Below are 15,464 nucleotides of genomic sequence, written 5' to 3'. Positions count from 1 at the left end.
TGACAAACGTTTACTTTTCGTTTCGCATTAACTGCCCGTAAAAGCATGATTAATGTTTCACTTTATTTGCTGTAATCCACTCTTGTACAGTTGTATACTCTTTGCTATATTGCTTTAGCTTATGGCGAATTTGCCATGCTTTTCCGACTAAAGTGACGCGATTTGGTAAAATATAAACTTTCATTTCTATCACGCTCCTTTCAATGTGGTAAAATGTATGAGGAAAGAATAGGAAATAGAACAGGGAGATGAAGTAGTATGAGTAATCTTGCAGAGAGAACAGTAAAAACTGAGCCGATTTTTGATGGTAGAGTTATAAAAGTTCGTGTTGATGATGTAGTATTACCAAATGGAGCAATGAGTAAACGTGAAATTGTAAATCACCCTGGTGCAGTTGCTATTATTGCTATTACTGATGAGGGGAAAATTGTGCTTGTTGAGCAGTATCGTAAAGCGCTTGAAAAGGCGATTATAGAAATTCCAGCTGGTAAGTTAGAACCTGGTGAAAAACCTGAGGTAACAGCAGTTCGTGAATTAGAAGAGGAAACAGGATATGTATGTGAAAATATGGAGCTCATTACTTCTTTCTATACATCTCCAGGATTCGCAGATGAAATTTTATATGTATATAAAGCGACAGGTTTGACAAAAAAAGAAAATAAAGCTGAGTTAGATGAAGATGAGTTTGTGGAATTAATGGAAGTATCGTTAGAAGAAGCGATTACTCTTATGAAAGATCTTCGTATTCATGATGCGAAGACGATGTTTGCAGTACAATATTTACAACTACAAAAATAAACACTCGCCAAAGGCGAGTGTTTTTTAATTGATTTTTGCATATACACGTGCATCACGTAAGCTACCATCTGGTGCTAGGAAATCATTTTCCATTGTACCTTCTAGAATGAATTCTAGACGTTCTGCTAAGCTACATGCATTTATATTTGTTGCATCAGTACGAATTTCAATTCTTCTAGCGCCTAGTTTATCAAAGGCGAACTGAATTGCACCTTTAACAGCTTCGGTCATATAGCCTTGTTTTGTATAGGCACTATGTAGCCAGAAGTGAAGTGAAAACTTTGGAATATCCCAGTTTTCAGGCTTTAGTGTAATTGCTCCGATGAATGTACCAGATACTTTATCGTATAAGTGAAAATCAAGTGTTTCACGAAGTAAAAACTGTCCGTGAGCTTCGCGAACAATTTCTTCAGCACTCTCTTCTGTTTCAGCGTTAATTGGTATCCACGGTACTAAGTCTTCTAGAGAAGCTTGGATTGCTTCATATACTTCTGCACCATCACCTGGAAATGGTTTACGAACTTGCAAGCGTTCAGTTTGAAATAATGTTGGAAAATCTAATAATAATGGTTTCAAGAGAAATCCCTCCTATTCTCTACTTTTTAGTTTAGCAAAGTAGAGCGGAATTTCAATGTTAATTCGTCATACTTTTTTCTTTCTTTCATACATTTTTAATAAGAGTGTGAACGGAGGGAAGAAAAATGTGGCGAAAAAATTGGCAAGACCGTGTAATGTCTCACATACAGGAAAACTCTTCATTATATATATTTAACGCCGTTTTATTATTGATGGGAGTAATATTCGGAGCTATTCTGGTGAATAGTTTACAAATCAATCAAAAACAAGATTTATCATTTTATTTACAACGTTTTTTTGGACAAGTCTCTAAAGGAGAATTTGCCATTGCGGGCGAAATGTTTCGAGAAAGTTACTTTTCGCAATTAAAATACATCGGATTTATTTGGATTTTAGGGATTTCAATTATTGGATTACCACTTATTTTTATTTTATTATTTGTAAAAGGAGTTGTCGTTGGATTTACAGTTGGTTTTTTAGTAAGTCAGCATGGATGGAATGGATTATTATTAGCATTTGTATCTGTTTTGCCACAAAATTTAATTATCATTCCAGTCTTTCTCGTTATGACAACAATTGCTGCAAGTTTTTCTTTACGGATGATTAGGCATCAATTTATTAGAAAAATAACCGAGCCACTATTACCATTATTAATCCGTTATACATGCTTCTTTCTCGTAATTGGAGTGGTGTTAGCACTTGCTTCTAGTGTGGAGGCTTACGCATCACCAGTTTTAATGAAAGAAGTCGTTGAGGCTATTAATAAAAAATAAATACTTTTTGAGAATAATTATCAATTTGTTTTTATTGTTTTTTTCTTTTGACAGAAGCCCTTCTTCTGATATAATGGTGTAAGAGTGGCGAGGAGGGAGTAGTACCGAATGGAAGAAAGAATTGAACGAATTAAGAAGCAATTACATGCAGCGAGCTACAAATTAACACCGCAACGTGAAGCAACAGTTCGTGTGCTGCTAGAAAATGAAGAAGATCATTTAAGCGCAGAAGATGTTTACCTCCTTGTAAAAGAAAAGTCGCCAGAGATCGGATTAGCAACCGTCTATCGAACTTTAGAACTATTATCTGAGTTAAAAGTTGTCGATAAGATTAACTTCGGAGACGGTGTTTCACGCTATGACTTACGCCAAGAAGGTGCGCAGCGTTTCCACCATCATTTGATTTGTACACAATGTGGTGCTGTACAAGAAATACAAGAAGATTTACTTGGTGAAGTGGAAAGGAAAGTAGAACGAGACTGGAGCTTTAAGGTGAAAGATCATCGTTTAACATTCCATGGGATTTGTAAAAATTGTCAAGAAAATGAAACGGATGAAAAATAACCTTTTCCTATTTATCTAGGAAGAGGTTTTTTATTTGAATAAGGTATAAATTGGTGAAAGCTTGGCATATGTTGTAATAACTTATATTTTGGAGGAATTTACAATGCGCCGAGCTTTAAAATTAACTTTTGATGGAATAAAAGTATTTTTATTATTTACAAGTTGTACGATTTTGTTTTATTTCGCTATACTATGGATAAATGAAGAATATGAAAGCTATCATCGTTATGAAAAACCTAAAGAAGAGACTGTAGAAAAAGTATCAGGGAATGAAGAACCGGCAAAGGATGCTTTCGTAAATAGAATGATGTTTTTCTATGAAAATGGGGAGTAGTGTAGAGTGGAAGATCAATTAAAAGATTTTATTCATTATATGGTTGTCGAAAAAGGATTAGCAAAGAATACAGTAGTATCTTATGAACGGGATTTAAAAAGCTACGTAAAGTATTTGCAAAATGTGGAACAGACGAAAACTTTTCATGAAGTGACCCGTTTACACATTGTTAATTTTTTGCAGTATTTAAAAGAGAACGGAAAATCTTCGAAAACATTGGCGCGTCATATCGCATCAATTCGTTCGTTCCACCAATTTTTACTTCGTGAACGAGCGGTAGAACACGACCCATCCGTACATATTGAAACGCCACAAGGGGAACGGAAATTACCAAAAGTATTATCAGTTGATGAAGTAGAGGCGTTACTTCAAACACCAAAAATGACAAGTGCTTTTGGGATTCGTGATAAGGCGATGCTAGAGTTACTGTATGCGACAGGACTTCGTGTTTCAGAATTGATTGCACTCAATTTAGAAGATGTACATTTAACGATGGGATTTGTTCGTTGCATAGGGAAAGGGAATAAAGAAAGAATTATTCCACTAGGAAGTTTAGCAACGGAAGCGATTCAAAAGTATATTGAAAAAGGAAGAAGAGAATTAATGGGGAAAAAAGTAGTAGATGCACTCTTTTTAAACCATCATGGTAATCGTTTATCAAGACAAGGATTTTGGAAAATATTAAAACGATTAGCGAAAGAAGCAAATATTGAAAAAGAGCTTACACCTCATACGTTGCGTCACTCGTTTGCTACGCACTTATTAGAAAATGGAGCAGATTTACGTGCTGTACAAGAAATGCTTGGACATGCAGATATTTCAACGACTCAAATCTATACGCACGTTTCAAAAACTAGATTAAAAGATGTATATAAACAGTTTCATCCGAGAGCATAGTTACTATGCTCTTTTTTCATAGATTAAGAGGGGAAGACCGCTTCACAGAAACTTCACAAACATTTCGTATATTGTTTTCAGCAGAAGACTGGAATATTACAATGTATTTCCTCTATACTAAATAAAGTATAAAGGAGGAAATGATGATGAAAAAACTGATTATAACTTTATTTATCGCGATGCTAGCGTTGGCTGGCTGTAATACAAACAAAGAAGAACCGAAAAAAGAACAGAAACTTGAAGCTGTAAAAGTAGCAGTACAAACAAATCCGAAAGAAATTAAACCAGGTGAAAAAACAGAAGTACAAGCACTTGTTACACAAGGGAAAGAAAAAGTAACGGATGCCGATGATGTAAAGTTTGAAATTTGGAAAGATGGCGACGAAAAACACGAGATGTTAGATGGTAAGCATAAAGGAAAAGGTGTTTATGCAGTAGAGAAAACATTCGAAACGGATGGAGTATACCATATTATCGCTCACACAAATGCACGTGAAATGCACGTTATGCCAGAAGTAAAAGTTGCTGTAGGAAATGCGAAAGTAGAAGATGCAAAAAAAGAAAATAGTGATCACAGTGCAGGACATGGAGATCATAAAAGTGACACAATGATCCATCTTATGGCTGGAGACATAAAGGCAAATGCTGAATCTACAATGAAAGTTCATTTAAAGCAAAAAGAAGAAGCATTAACTGGTGCTGAAGTACAACTAGAGATTTGGAAAGATGGTGTTGAAAAACACGAATTTATTCCAGCGAAAGAAGGAAATAAAGGAGAGTATGAAACGAAACATACTTTCAAAGAGAACGGTGCTTACAAAGTGAAAGTACATGTAAGAAAAGGCGAATTGCATGAACATAAAGAAGAAACAATAGAAGTAAAATAAAAAGTAGCTCTTTAGAGCTACTTTTTATTTTTAATATGAAGAAATAAATCATAAAAAAATTAGCACTTCGTTGCAGAATGGATTACAATAGAAGTGTGAAGAAAATAAGAAATTCTACGAAAATGTATTAAAAAGAAAGCGTAAACATGTTATGATATCAGTATCAGATGTCTGACATCTGACTTAGAAAAACTAGAAATGTTTTTGAATCGTTTCAAGTAAACGAAATAGGTTAGAAAATGATTTAAAGAAGTACTGTTTGACAATGAGAATTCTTTTTGATAACAGTTTCACTTTATAGCGTTTTGAACATACTACAAGAAGTAGAACTGAACTTATAGGAGGGCGCAGTTATGAATAAATATAAACGTATATTCCTAGTCGTAATGGACTCTGTGGGAATCGGTGAAGCACCAGATGCTGAGCAATTTGGTGATTTAGGATCTGACACAATTGGTCACATTGCTGAACATATGAATGGGTTACAAATGCCTAACATGGTGAAATTAGGTCTTGGTAACATTCGAGAAATGAAAGGTATCTCTAAAGTAGAGAAACCACTTGGATATTACACAAAAATGCAAGAGAAATCTACTGGTAAAGATACAATGACAGGTCACTGGGAAATCATGGGCCTTTACATTGATACACCATTCCAAGTGTTCCCGGAAGGATTCCCGAAAGAATTACTTGATGAATTAGAAGAAAAAACAGGCCGTAAAATTATCGGTAATAAGCCAGCTTCTGGAACTGAGATTCTTGATGAACTTGGTCAAGAGCAAATGGAAACAGGCTCTTTAATCGTTTATACTTCTGCTGATAGCGTATTGCAAATTGCAGCACACGAAGAAGTAGTGCCACTTGATGAGTTATATAAAATCTGTAAAATTGCACGTGAATTAACATTAGATGAGAAATACATGGTAGGTCGTGTTATTGCTCGTCCATTCGTTGGTGAACCTGGAAACTTTACACGTACACCAAACCGTCATGACTATGCATTAAAACCATTCGGCCGTACAGTAATGAATGAATTAAAAGATAGTGACTACGATGTAATTGCTATCGGTAAAATCTCTGATATTTATGATGGTGAAGGGGTAACTGAATCACTTCGTACGAAGTCTAACATGGATGGAATGGATAAGCTTGTAGATACATTAAATATGGACTTTACAGGTCTTAGCTTCTTAAACTTAGTTGACTTTGATGCATTATTCGGCCATCGCCGTGATCCACAAGGATACGGAGAAGCTCTGCAAGAATATGATGCACGTCTTCCAGAAGTATTCGCAAAACTAAAAGAAGATGATCTATTATTAATTACAGCAGACCACGGTAATGATCCAATTCACCCTGGTACTGACCATACACGTGAATATGTACCATTATTGGCATATAGCCCAAGCATGAAAGAAGGCGGACAAGAATTACCACTTCGTCAAACATTTGCTGATATTGGTGCAACAGTAGCAGAAAACTTCGGTGTGAAAATGCCAGAATACGGAACAAGCTTCTTAAACGAGCTAAAGAAATAGGGGGATAAACAAATGAATCGTGAACTTATTACAAAATCAGCTTCATACTTAAAAGAGAAATTTCAAGAGACACCACAAGTAGGACTAATCCTTGGATCAGGACTAGGTGTATTAGCAGACGAAATTGAGAACGCAGTAACAGTACCTTACAGTGAAATCCCTGAATTCCCAGTATCAACTGTAGAAGGCCATGCAGGTCAACTAGTATTTGGTACACTTCAAGGTGTAACAGTAGTAGCAATGCAAGGACGTTTCCACTTCTATGAAGGATACGACATGCAAAAAGTAACATTCCCAGTTCGTGTTATGAAAGAACTAGGTGTAGAAACAGTAGTTGTAACAAACGCAGCTGGTGGTGTAAATACATCATTTGAGCCAGGCGATCTTATGTTAATTTCAGACCACATTAACTTCATGGGTACGAATCCATTAATCGGACCGAATGATTCTGAAATGGGCGTACGTTTCCCTGATATGTCTACATCATATACAGTAGAACTTCGCGAAATGGCGAAACAAGTTGCAGCAGACTTAAATATTAAAGTACAAGAAGGTGTATACGTAGGAATGACAGGTCCTGTATATGAAACACCTGCTGAAATTCGTATGCTTCGTACACTTGGCGGAGATGCAGTTGGTATGTCAACAGTACCTGAAGTAATTGTAGCGCGTCATGCTGGTATGAAAGTGTTAGGTATTTCTTGTATTTCAAATATGGCAGCTGGTATTTTAGATCAACCACTTCACCACGATGAAGTAATTGAAACGACAGAACGTGTTAAAGCTAACTTCTTAGCATTAGTAAAAGCAATCGTAAAACAAATGAAGGGGTGACTTCACAATGAGAATGGTGGACCTAATTGCAAAAAAACGTGACGGACATGCATTAACGACAGAAGAAATTAACTTTATTGTTGAAGGATATACGAATGGTGATATTCCTGATTATCAAGTAAGTTCACTTGCAATGGCAATTTTCTTCCAAGATATGAACGATCAAGAGCGTGCCGATTTAACGATGGCAATGGTAAATAGCGGTGATACAATCGACTTATCAGCTATTGAAGGTGTAAAAGTAGATAAGCATTCAACAGGTGGTGTTGGTGATACAACGACACTTGTATTAGGTCCATTAGTAGCCGCTTTAGATGTACCAGTAGCGAAAATGTCTGGACGCGGTTTAGGACATACTGGTGGTACAATTGATAAATTAGAAGCAGTTCCAGGATTCCATGTGGAAATTGAAAACGATGAATTCATGCGTCTTGTAAATGAAAACAAAATCGCTGTTATCGGTCAAAGTGGTAACTTAACACCTGCTGATAAAAAGCTATATGCACTTCGTGATGTGACAGCAACAGTAAACTCAATTCCGCTTATTGCAAGTTCGATTATGAGTAAAAAAATTGCTGCTGGTGCAGATGCAATTGTTCTTGATGTAAAAACTGGAGCAGGTGCATTTATGAAAACGGACGAAGATGCAAAACGTTTAGCAGAAGCAATGGTACGCATCGGTAATAACGTTGGTCGTAACACGATGGCAGTTATTTCTGATATGAGTCAACCACTCGGTGAAGCTATCGGTAACGCATTAGAAGTTCAAGAAGCAATTGATACATTACAAGGTAAAGGGCCGAAAGATTTAGAAGAGCTATGTTTAACACTTGGAAGTCAAATGGTGTACCTTGCTGGACAAGCTTCATCTTTAGAAGATGCACGTGAAAAGCTAATTGAAGTAATGAACAACGGAAAAGCGCTAGAATCATTTAAAACGTTCTTATCAGCGCAAGGCGGCGACGCATCTGTTGTTGATGACCCTTCTAAATTGCCACAAGCACAATTTAAAATTGAAGTGGAAGCGAAAGAAGACGGATATGTATCAGAAATCGTTGCAGACGAAATCGGAACAGCAGCAATGCTTTTAGGAGCAGGACGTGCAACGAAAGAGTCTGAAATTGATTTAGCAGTTGGTCTAATGCTGCGCAAAAAAGTAGGCGATAGCGTGAAGCAAGGTGAATCTCTCGTTACAATTTACGCAAACCGCGAAAATGTTGAAGATGTAAAAGCGAAAATTTATGAGAACATGAAGATCTCTAAAGAACACGTAGATGCACCAACTTTAGTACACGGTATCGTAACGAAGTAATAAAAAAAAGCTGAGGAGATTTCTCCTTGGCTTTTTTTACTATTTTTTGTTTATAATAATAATGGGTGAAATTATGATTAGAATTTGTGCAGTAACAAAAACAGATGAAGTATTATATGATGTTTCTCTAGAAGAAACAAAGAAAGACCATATTGTATGGTATTGGCTAGATTTATATAAGCCAACGAAAGAAGAGTATACATATATTCTGCAAGACCATTTTAAGTTCCATCCCCTTGCAATTGAAGACTGTATAGAATATGTACAGAGGCCAAAAGTTGATTTTTATGATGGATATAACTTTTTAGTACTTCATGCATTTGGGGAAGATGGACTAGAACCGCACGAAATCGATTTATTTATTAGTGATCGTTATATTGTTTCTTTCCACTTTTCTCATAACAATGCAATCGAAAGAGTATGGAAAACACTTGGAGAAAAGAAGCGTATTAAAAATAGTCCTTTACACGTAGCTCATACAATTATCGACCAAATTGTAGATGACTATTTTGCGCCTGTATATTACATTGAGGATCATTTAAATGCAATTGATGATAATTTAACGGGGGAGACAGCAGGAAGTGTATTAGAAGAGGTATTTGATATACGTACAGATTTATCAAAGCTAAGGCGTACAATCATTCCGATGCGTGATTTATTATATCGTATTTTAAATTCGACTCGTTTTTACGGTATAAGTGATCATGAAATTTACTTTAAAGATATACATGATCATTTGCTTAAACTAACAGAAATGATTGAGGCAAGCCGAGAGTTAACAGCAGATATTCGGGATAGTTATTTTTCATTAAACTCACATCATATGAATAACATTATGAAAACATTAACTGTATTCTCGACTATTTTCATGCCATTAACATTTATTGCGGGAGTATATGGAATGAACTTTACGCATATGCCAGAGCTTGGTGGACAATATAGTTATTTTATTTGTCTACTTATTATGGCACTAATTGGCGGCGGAATGATGGCCTGGTTTTATAAAAAAGGATGGTTTAAGTAAAAAAACACCGAGGATTTCCTCGGTGTTTTTTTAACCAATAGCATGTAATACAAACATAGCTAAGAATAAGCATGTAATGATATACATAGATGGTGCGACTTCTTTACGCTTTCCAAGAGCAACTTTTAAGATAGGGTAAGCAATAAATCCGAACGCAATGCCATCAGCGATACTATATGTGAGCGGGATCATAACGATAATTAAGAATGCTGGAAATCCTTCTGAAAAGTCATTCAGAGGAATTTGTTGAATGCTTGTAATCATCAGACCGCCAATAATAATTAAGATTGGTGCAATGGCACTATCAGGAATTAATTTGACAAATGGAAGAGCAAACAGTGATGCAAAGAATAGCAACCCAGTAACGATAGACGTCAGACCTGTCTTACCACCTGCAGTAATACCTGCGGCACTTTCTACTGTTGAAACGGTAGGACTTGTGCCAAATAGACCACATGTCATTGCTGAAATTGCATTGGCTTGGTAAGCACGTGGGAATTTACGATCATCTTCTAATAAACCGTGCAGAAGTCCCATGTTCTCAAAGATAAGCACCATGCTTAAAGAGAATGTTGCAATCCAAAATGGTAAGGAAGAAAGTTTCCCAAATGACATAGCTCCAAACACATCACCGTAATTAGCGAATGAGAATGAACTATTTCCCACTTGACTCGTATCCACAAGACCAAATAGCCAGGCGATACCAGTTCCTATTGCAATCGTCCATAAAAAGTTTCCACGTACGTTACGAATAAATAATACAAGTGCAATTATAAGAGTAAGTAATGTCGCAAGAACGACAGGATTACTTAATTTCCCCATTGCCACAGCAGTATTTGGGTTCGAAACGACTAAACCACCTTTTTGCAATCCGATAAACGCTAAAAATAATCCGATGCCGACAGTAATCGCTTCCTTTAATGACTTTGGAATTGATACTGATAGCACGCGAGCGATTGGTGTAAAAGCGGCAATTGCAAAAATAATACCAGAGATAAAGACAGCAGCCAATGCTTCTTGCCAAGTTAGTCCAAGCGTATGCACAGCTGTGTACGTGAAGAATGCATTTACACCCATACCCGGGACAAGAATAGCAGGTGCATTTGCCCAAAATGCCATGAGTAGACATCCGACAAATGAACTAAAAACAGTTGCTAAAATTCCAGCTTCAAGAGGAATGCCAGCATCTGATAAGATTGATGCATTTACAATCATAATATATACGATTGTGAAAAATGACGTAACTCCAGCTAATACTTCTTGTTTTGGTGATGTTTCGTGTAAACCTAATTTAAATGTTCTTTCAAGTATTCCTTTCATGTTAAACCTTCTTTTTCATATCCCTCTCCCACCCGTGATATCTCTTATGTAAGAGCTCACCGTTCTTTATTATATCAGAACATCATGTTTTTACAACAAGTAAAATGATAACGTTTACTTGTAAAGAGAATTCGTTATAAATACGTAAAAATAGCCCGTATGGATGAAATGATTTCTAATTCACCCGATTGAATGGGAGGGGCTGCTTGCGCATGTAAAGTAGCATAAGACGTAACCTCCCGTGGTAATTGGGCAGATTCTTCGACGAATGAGAGGGGAACAGGATTAATATTTAAATTATATGTACTCGCAATAGCACGAGCTTTTTCTACTGCTTGGTGCAGAGCTTGAATGAGAGCTTGCTCATAATATTTATTTGGATGAGATACTCGGAAACGTAAACCTTTTGCTACATTTGCGCCATTTGAAACGGCTATATCATATACTTCCCCAGCTTTTTGTACATTTAAAACGGTAATTTCATACAAATGCTCCACGCGGTATCCTTGTAGCAATGCTTTATCATTTACATATTCGTATTGAGGAGTAATTGTATAAGAAATCGTTTCTATATCTTTATCGGCAATACCAAGCTGTTTAAGTGCATCCAGCAATTGTTTGGATTGCACTGCATTTTCTTCTTGAGCCTGTTTTACATTTTTATCATCTGTTCGAATGCCAAGCGTTAATATAACAACATTCGGTTTTGCTTTGACAACGCCTTCGCCTTGTACAGTAATAGTAGCTTCTTTACCAGTATTAGCTGTGCGTACGTTGTGTAAATAAGGATTCATTCCACCCTGCATTTTCCATCACCATCCTTTTTATATGTATATGTGTGAACAAAAAAGAAATTTATATGAAAAAAGTTACATAAATGAGAATGTTGAGGAAAGAAAGCATGTACAACATAGGTATTTATAGATTATAATATGTGTAAATATGATAAAAAAGGGACGAGGCTATTGAACGAAAAAAGAGAAACACTGATTTTAGATTTATCTGCATCATTTCGAAAAATGATACGTTTATTACAAAATGATATTAATACACGTTTTGCAGAACATATGCCATATAATGAATTTTCTGTATTACGTGCGTTATTTTTAAAGAGTCCACAGATGGCTTCGCAAATTGCGAGTGAAGTAAACGTAACCTCCAGTCATATTACAGCTGTTACAGATCGTCTCGTACGAAAAGGATTAGTAGAAAGAAAACGTTCTAATTCAGATCGTCGAATCGTGTATTTAGAAATTACAGAGCACGGAAGAGAAGTAACTGAAAAACTTGAAGCTGTGCGTAAAGAATATTATAAAGAGAGATTTAAAGGTTGGAGCGACCAAGAAATAGAAATGGTCTTAGAACTATTTGGCCGCGTATTATAATAAATGAGGATAGGAAGCGAAAGCATTCCTATCCTTTTTCTTTTGAATAAAAATATTTTGAAACTCCGATACTTTAATTAAAAGATCGGAGGAAAGATTATGAAATATATTGCTGCACTTACCATTTTATTTGGTGGTTTTTTCTATTTTCAAACATTTACGTACGCAGATACGCCTATCCAAGTGGTACGAAAAGAAGTGAAGTACATTGAAACCGATAATACAGTCTTATATTCGAAATTATGGGTTCGTTCTATGCAAAACGCAGTATTATTCCACCATAGCGATAATATTCGTAATCAGGACACATTACGTAATGTAACAAGTTCATCGCTTGTTAAAGCGAAGCAACTATCTTTTCAGAAAGCAGCACTCTATATACCGAGACTATCGCAATACGTATCAAAAATAGGAAAAGAAAATATTCAAGTGTACTACATTGCGATTCACTATAATGTGAAAAAAGAAAATGCATATCAATTAGATGGCATGAACTATTTTCTACAAGTATTCGTGAAAGAGCGTGGGGAATGGAAAATTGCTGAAAGTGTAGTTGCACCGACAGAGCAAATTGTGCAAAATGGTGATGGATTTGGGATGAAAGAAGAGATGGTGTACGGGGATAGGAGAGAGAATGTGAAATAACCTCTTTATTTAGATAGGGACATATATAATAAAAAGCATTGCTCTTGTGCAATGCCTTTTTATTTAGTTAATATAAGAGTTAAATAATTCATAACATCTTTCTTTTGTCAGCTTCTATTAATGCCATTGTTCCGTTTTTATAGTTTCACATCTATAATGCTTTTTGAAACATGTATTCATCACCTTAATGTATGTTTATTTCCCTCCAAAAGCAAACTTCAATTTTAATAGACGTGTAAAAATGAAGTAACTTATGATAGCGAATAGGAAAAATCCAACATAATAAGACAGAAGTGCATCTCGTCCACCTAATATTCTACCGCCAAGCAGTCCGAAGCATAGAACAGTGCAAATCATGAACCATTTTTGCAAGTTAGGAAACAATAGTATTTTTCCGTTTTGTTCGTTTGGTGTACGTGTGTATAGAAAGGTTGCCATTGATAAAAAGATAATGATGTAAGCAGATGGTGTTAATAGTGTCCAAGGAGAAGGTACAAAAGTATGCTCCATTGGATTGTCCTGTGGTACACTAGAAAGTTTATTGCCATAGTTATCAAATGTTTCTATCGGGTGGTAATCATAAGTAATAGAAAAAGATTCTAATGGTGAAATGATATCTATATGTTGCAAGTACTCATGAGTACGTTGCTCTATTTCTCCCATTGCATCTAAAGACCATTGTGTATGGGAATAAATGAATCCGGAAATTAACAATCCAAAACCGTATGGTAAAAATAATAGAATGATAGCTAAACTACTTTGAGAGAATATATGTCCAGTAATGGTTCCGATAAATAAGGTGAATGTATAAATAGCGATAAGTACAACCGTAGCATATAGAAAGTAACTATAGAACGGAGTAAAGATTTGATACTCATTGTGAAACGACATGTTCTTTATTCCGTACATGCTAAGCCAGCAAACAATTTGCACTGTAATAATATTCAAAACACCAAGCCACCATTTTGTTAAAAAAATATCTTTTCGTTTAAAAGGCATTGAGAAGAGAAAATCAGTTGATTGATTGTTACGTTCCCACCCAATTAAAAGACAAGCAAGTGCAATAAGAGTAACTCCTTGAAAGAGGACGGCACCATCAGATGCGTGAAAATAGTAGGAGTAGTAATATGCATAGTCATCAAACTTCATTTTTGATTGTTTTAGCTGCATTTGCGCTTCTTGATAATATTTATAAGGTAGTTGATATAAACTAATTAACCAAAATAATAGAATTATATATTTTCCTTGCTTCCATTGCCTTATCCATAAAGCTTTATGAAACATGCGAATCCTCCTCAAACGTTGTGATAAAAATATCTTCGAGCGACATGGCTAATTCTTCAATGAGCAGTGGCTGTTCTTTATGAAACTTTTCTAATGTAGCTGCCACATTTCCTTCGATTAAGATTGTATATACTTTTCCTGTTTGATTTAATATTTTAATATTGCTTAAGTTTTCTAGTTTTTGAGGTAGTGAACGTTCATAAGCAACTTGTATTTTAGCAAATCGTGATTTTGCATCGTCTAGTGATGTAATAGACGAGATAGTATGGCCTTTTAATATAATAATTGTATCTGCAATTTGTTCTACTTCATCTAAATGGTGAGTGGAGATGAAAATGGTAATCTCTTTTTCTGCAACTTCTCCAACGAGAAACTGTAAAATTTTCCTTTTCACGATAGGATCAAGTCCATTTGTCGGTTCATCTAAAATGATATATTCTGCCTTTGTAGAAACGGCTAAAATGATGGCGAGCAGTGCTTTCATGCCTTTTGAATAGCTACGAATTCGTTTGTTTGGTAAGTTAAAACGTTCTAACAGTTCATAGAAATGTGTTTCATCAAATGCGGTATAAACTTCTTTATAAAACTTTACGATTTCTTTTATCGTATAGCCGTTCAGTATATTAGTAGAATCAGGAACATATACGATTTTTTGTTTCGTTTCAGGATTTTTATGGATGTCGATATCCTCATATGTAACAGTTCCCTCGTCTGGGTCCAAAATGCCGACCATCGTTCGCAATAAAGTTGTTTTTCCCGCGCCGTTTCTTCCGAGTAATCCGATGATACTCCCTCTTTGCAATGTGAAAGAAACATCGTCTAAAATTGTTTGATTATCAATTGTTTTCTTCAAGCTTGTCACTTTCAACATCCGTATTCCCTCCAATCTCTTTATAGTATGAATCTATCCAATCATGAATTTTATCTTTCGTAATACCAAGATAAGAGGCTTCTAATAGTAATTGATGAAATTGCTTTTCAACCATAGCGATTTTCCTTTCGTCTAATGTTGGGGTAATCGATTGGGATACAAATGTTCCTTTTCCTCGTAACGTTTCAATAATTCCTTGTCGCTCTAACTCTTGATACGCTTTACTCACTGTATTTGGATTTATAACGAGTAAAGAAGCGAGTTCGCGCACAGAAGGAAGTTTATCACTTGGAGCCAACATGTTTTTCAATACGAGTTCTTTTATATTTTGAACAATTTGTTCCCATATCGGAGTGTTGCTTCTTGGGTCAAGTTGAATATGCAAGAGCAATGTCTCCTTCCTCATATGTATTAAGTGTACT

General features: G+C 35.7%; 19 protein-coding genes. 12 read left to right on the top strand and 7 right to left on the bottom strand.

The window, feature by feature from the left end; translation table 11 throughout:
- Positions 1–49 precede the first annotated feature (49 nt).
- Positions 50–184: a Z-ring formation inhibitor MciZ gene (gene mciZ / locus DN407_RS20260; protein WP_000870302.1), complete on the bottom strand. Its 135-nt coding sequence runs from the start codon at positions 182–184 to the stop codon at positions 50–52.
- A gap of 74 nt (positions 185–258) precedes the next feature.
- On the opposite strand from mciZ, the gene DN407_RS20255 reads away from it, so the two are divergent.
- Complete coding sequence (locus DN407_RS20255) at positions 259–798, top strand: NUDIX hydrolase (RefSeq protein ID WP_000067041.1); 540 nt, start codon at positions 259–261, stop codon at positions 796–798.
- Between the two features lie 24 nt (positions 799–822).
- Here the strand turns inward: DN407_RS20255 and DN407_RS20250 are convergent, their stop codons facing one another.
- Complete coding sequence (locus tag DN407_RS20250) at positions 823–1,374, bottom strand: GNAT family N-acetyltransferase (RefSeq protein WP_000803479.1); 552 nt, start codon at positions 1,372–1,374, stop codon at positions 823–825.
- Between the two features lie 155 nt (positions 1,375–1,529).
- On the opposite strand from DN407_RS20250, the gene spoIIM reads away from it, so the two are divergent.
- The 9 genes from spoIIM (at position 1,530) to corA (ending at position 9,537) form a co-directional block, all read left to right on the top strand.
- Complete coding sequence (gene spoIIM / locus DN407_RS20245) at positions 1,530–2,147, top strand: stage II sporulation protein M (RefSeq protein ID WP_013142149.1); 618 nt, start codon at positions 1,530–1,532, stop codon at positions 2,145–2,147.
- A gap of 108 nt (positions 2,148–2,255) precedes the next feature.
- A complete protein-coding gene (gene fur, locus DN407_RS20240; RefSeq protein WP_000392657.1) occupies positions 2,256–2,711 on the top strand; it encodes a ferric iron uptake transcriptional regulator in 456 nt (151 codons plus the stop codon).
- Positions 2,712–2,814: 103 nt separating this feature from the next.
- Complete coding sequence (locus tag DN407_RS20235) at positions 2,815–3,045, top strand: YqzK family protein (RefSeq protein ID WP_001250432.1); 231 nt, start codon at positions 2,815–2,817, stop codon at positions 3,043–3,045.
- A 6-nt stretch (positions 3,046–3,051) separates the two neighbouring features.
- Positions 3,052–3,942, top strand: a complete 891-nt coding sequence (gene xerD / locus DN407_RS20230; protein ID WP_000390088.1) for a site-specific tyrosine recombinase XerD — start codon at positions 3,052–3,054, stop codon at positions 3,940–3,942.
- 146 nt (positions 3,943–4,088) lie between these two features.
- Positions 4,089–4,829, top strand: a complete 741-nt coding sequence (locus tag DN407_RS20225; protein WP_000733456.1) for a FixH family protein — start codon at positions 4,089–4,091, stop codon at positions 4,827–4,829.
- Between the two features lie 353 nt (positions 4,830–5,182).
- Entirely contained in the window at positions 5,183–6,367 is a 1,185-nt protein-coding gene (gene deoB, locus DN407_RS20220; RefSeq protein ID WP_001046079.1) for a phosphopentomutase, read from the top strand.
- A gap of 12 nt (positions 6,368–6,379) precedes the next feature.
- A complete protein-coding gene (locus DN407_RS20215; RefSeq protein ID WP_001078446.1) occupies positions 6,380–7,201 on the top strand; it encodes a purine-nucleoside phosphorylase in 822 nt (273 codons plus the stop codon).
- Between the two features lie 7 nt (positions 7,202–7,208).
- On the top strand, positions 7,209–8,513 hold the full coding sequence (locus tag DN407_RS20210) for a pyrimidine-nucleoside phosphorylase (RefSeq protein WP_001243069.1): 1,305 nt from the start codon (positions 7,209–7,211) through the stop codon (positions 8,511–8,513).
- A gap of 61 nt (positions 8,514–8,574) precedes the next feature.
- Entirely contained in the window at positions 8,575–9,537 is a 963-nt protein-coding gene (gene corA / locus DN407_RS20205) for a magnesium/cobalt transporter CorA (RefSeq protein ID WP_002005674.1), read from the top strand.
- A gap of 30 nt (positions 9,538–9,567) precedes the next feature.
- On the opposite strand, the gene DN407_RS20200 is transcribed toward corA, so the two are convergent.
- On the bottom strand, positions 9,568–10,857 hold the full coding sequence (locus tag DN407_RS20200; RefSeq protein ID WP_000676240.1) for an NCS2 family permease: 1,290 nt from the start codon (positions 10,855–10,857) through the stop codon (positions 9,568–9,570).
- 134 nt (positions 10,858–10,991) lie between these two features.
- Positions 10,992–11,663, bottom strand: coding sequence for an SIMPL domain-containing protein (locus tag DN407_RS20195; RefSeq protein ID WP_001161448.1), 672 nt, complete (start codon positions 11,661–11,663; stop codon positions 10,992–10,994).
- Between the two features lie 159 nt (positions 11,664–11,822).
- On the opposite strand from DN407_RS20195, the gene DN407_RS20190 reads away from it, so the two are divergent.
- A complete protein-coding gene (locus DN407_RS20190) occupies positions 11,823–12,242 on the top strand; it encodes a MarR family winged helix-turn-helix transcriptional regulator (protein WP_001003305.1) in 420 nt (139 codons plus the stop codon).
- A gap of 99 nt (positions 12,243–12,341) precedes the next feature.
- Entirely contained in the window at positions 12,342–12,887 is a 546-nt protein-coding gene (locus DN407_RS20185) for a hypothetical protein (protein WP_000873785.1), read from the top strand.
- Positions 12,888–13,082: 195 nt separating this feature from the next.
- Here the strand turns inward: DN407_RS20185 and DN407_RS20180 are convergent, their stop codons facing one another.
- The 3 genes from DN407_RS20180 to DN407_RS20170 are packed head-to-tail and all read right to left on the bottom strand — an operon-like array spanning position 13,083 to position 15,427.
- Complete coding sequence (locus DN407_RS20180; protein WP_000468501.1) at positions 13,083–14,171, bottom strand: ABC transporter permease subunit; 1,089 nt, start codon at positions 14,169–14,171, stop codon at positions 13,083–13,085.
- Positions 14,161–15,042: an ABC transporter ATP-binding protein gene (locus DN407_RS20175; RefSeq protein WP_097842602.1), complete on the bottom strand. Its 882-nt coding sequence runs from the start codon at positions 15,040–15,042 to the stop codon at positions 14,161–14,163. The genes DN407_RS20180 and DN407_RS20175 overlap by 11 nt, the downstream gene beginning before the upstream one ends.
- Complete coding sequence (locus DN407_RS20170) at positions 15,008–15,427, bottom strand: GntR family transcriptional regulator (protein ID WP_000548027.1); 420 nt, start codon at positions 15,425–15,427, stop codon at positions 15,008–15,010. The genes DN407_RS20175 and DN407_RS20170 overlap by 35 nt, the downstream gene beginning before the upstream one ends.
- Positions 15,428–15,464: the final 37 nt, after the last annotated feature.

Source organism: Bacillus sp. JAS24-2, from assembly GCF_008274905.1.
In the GTDB taxonomy this organism is placed as follows: Bacteria; Bacillota; Bacilli; order Bacillales; family Bacillaceae_G; genus Bacillus_A; species Bacillus_A cereus.
Note: the sequence above shows the minus strand (reverse complement) of the source record. Positions and strands in the feature narration are given on the sequence as shown.